We start from the raw sequence: 2,149 nt of genomic DNA on the forward strand, positions 1-2,149 counted from the left end.
TTGGCTTTCCGCATGCTTGATCCGGAGCACCTGCTTGGAGACGACGAGGACCTCGGCATCACCCTCGCCCTGATCCCGCGCGAAACCGATGGGCTCGAAATCGGACGCCGTCACTTTCCGCTGAACGTGCCGTTCCAGAATGGGCCGGTGCGCGGCAAGGATGTCTTCGTGCCGCTGTCGCAATTGATCGGCGGGCCGGAAATGGCCGGGCAGGGCTGGCGCATGCTGGTCGAATGTCTCTCGGTCGGGCGTGCGATTTCGCTGCCGTCGAATGCAACCGGTGGTGCCTGCGCAGGTGTTGCAGCGACCGGTGCCTATGCGCGTATCCGCAAGCAGTTTGGCCTGGCCATCGGTCGATTCGAAGGGGTCGAGGAAGCATTGGCGCGCATTGGCGGACTGACCTATGCAACCACCGCACTGTCGCGCGCCACGGCGGCAGCGGTTGATCGCGGCGAGAAACCGGCCGTGCCTTCGGCCATCGCCAAATATCACGCCACCGAATGGGGCCGGCAAATCTGCACGGATGCCATGGACGTTCACGGCGGCAAGGGCGTGATCCTCGGCCCGAGCAACTACCTCGGACGCTCCTGGCAAGGCGTGCCAATCATGATCACGGTCGAGGGCGCCAACATCATGACGCGCAGCCTGATGATCTTTGGCCAGGGTGCGATTCGCTGCCATCCGTACGTGCTGGCTGAAATGCAGGCAGCTGCATTGCCAGACTATGGCGATCGTCTGCGCGAGTTCGACAAGGTGCTGTTCAAGCACATCGGCTTTGGTTTCTCCAACGGCGTGCGCAGCTTCGTGCTCGGCCTGACCCATTCAAAGATCGGCTCGGTGCCTGGCGACGCCTACACGCGCCGCTACTACCGCAAGCTAAACCGCTACTCGGCGGCGCTGGCCCTGGTTGCCGATACCTCGATGCTGGTGCTGGGCGGCAAGCTCAAGTTCAAGGAAAAAATCTCGGCCCGCCTCGGTGACGTGCTCTCCTACCTGTACATCGCATCGAGCATGCTCAAGCGCTACGAAGATGAGGGACGACCGGTTTCCGATCAGCCGTTGCTCGCCTGGGCATTCCATGAATGCACCTGGCGCATGCAGATGGCGCTGGATGGCGTGATCCGCAATTTTCCGAACCGGATGGTCGCGTGGATGCTGCGCGCACTGGTGTTTCCGCTAGGTCGCCGTGAAGTCCCGCCCTCCGATCGTCTCGGCCGCCGCGTCGCCGCCATCCTGACGGCACCGAACGAGGCCCGCTCGCGCCTGATGTCAGGGGCATACCTGACGCCGACCGAGAACAACCCGATCGGGCGCATGAATGCCTTGTTGCCCGAAGTCATCGCGGCCGAACCGATCGAGCGCAAGTTCCTCAAGGCGGTCAAGACCGGCGAAGTCGTCGGTCTTGATTTCGAAGCGCAGATTGCCGATGCCGAAGCCAAGGGCGTGATCAGCGGTGGCGAACGCAAGTTGCTCGAGCATGTTCGCAGTGCCAGCTTCGAGTTCATCTCGGTGGATGATTTCGATTCGGAAGAATTGCGTGCCGGAGTAAGGAAGAAGGAACCCAAGTCACTGCGCAGCGTGGCCTGACCCGATGGCCGCGCAGGCGTTGCAGATGTTCCGAAAATTCGGCGGCTCGGCTCCGGGCCGCTGGCTGTTCTCGCGCATCATTTGCTGGCGAGCACCGTACTTCAGCTCGATCTCGCCGCGTATCGAAGTGCTGGAGCCTGGTCGCTGCGTGGTACGCCTGAAACAGCGCAGATCGATCCAGAACCATATCGGCACAGTTCACGCGATCGCCATGTGCAATGCTGCGGAACTCGCCGGCGGCATGGCTACCGAAGTAACCATCCCCGGGTCCATGCGCTGGATTCCCAAGGGCATGAGCGTTCGCTATCTGAAGAAGGCGCTCGGCGAACTGCATGCCACGGCCCGCGTTCAGGCACCGGACGATACGACGACGGCACAGGATCTCCACGCCATCGTCGAAGTCCGCAACCACGCCGATGAAGTCGTCTTCGATGCCGACATCACCATGTGGGTCTCGCCGCGCTGACCATCGCTGGAATTTCCGGCCGAGAAATCATTCAATCAGCGCTTCATCGCCTGCGCGTGATGGATCAGATGATCGGCAATGAATGACTGGATGAAC

Annotated in this window: 2 protein-coding genes; both read left to right on the top strand. The window is 61.8% G+C overall.

Annotated elements, in window-relative coordinates; translation table 11 throughout:
- The coding region (locus tag WBP53_RS08540) for an acyl-CoA dehydrogenase (protein ID WP_423927898.1) at positions 1-1,587 on the top strand (1,587 nt) is incomplete at its 5' end.
- Positions 1,588-1,612: 25 nt separating this feature from the next.
- Positions 1,613-2,053 (top strand): hotdog fold domain-containing protein, encoded by a 441-nt coding sequence (locus WBP53_RS08545; protein WP_423927900.1) that lies wholly within the window; start codon positions 1,613-1,615, stop codon positions 2,051-2,053.
- The last annotated feature ends 96 nt before the right edge of the window (positions 2,054-2,149 follow it).

Source organism: Dokdonella sp., from assembly GCF_049593775.1.
Classification (GTDB): Bacteria; Pseudomonadota; Gammaproteobacteria; order Xanthomonadales; family Rhodanobacteraceae; genus Dokdonella.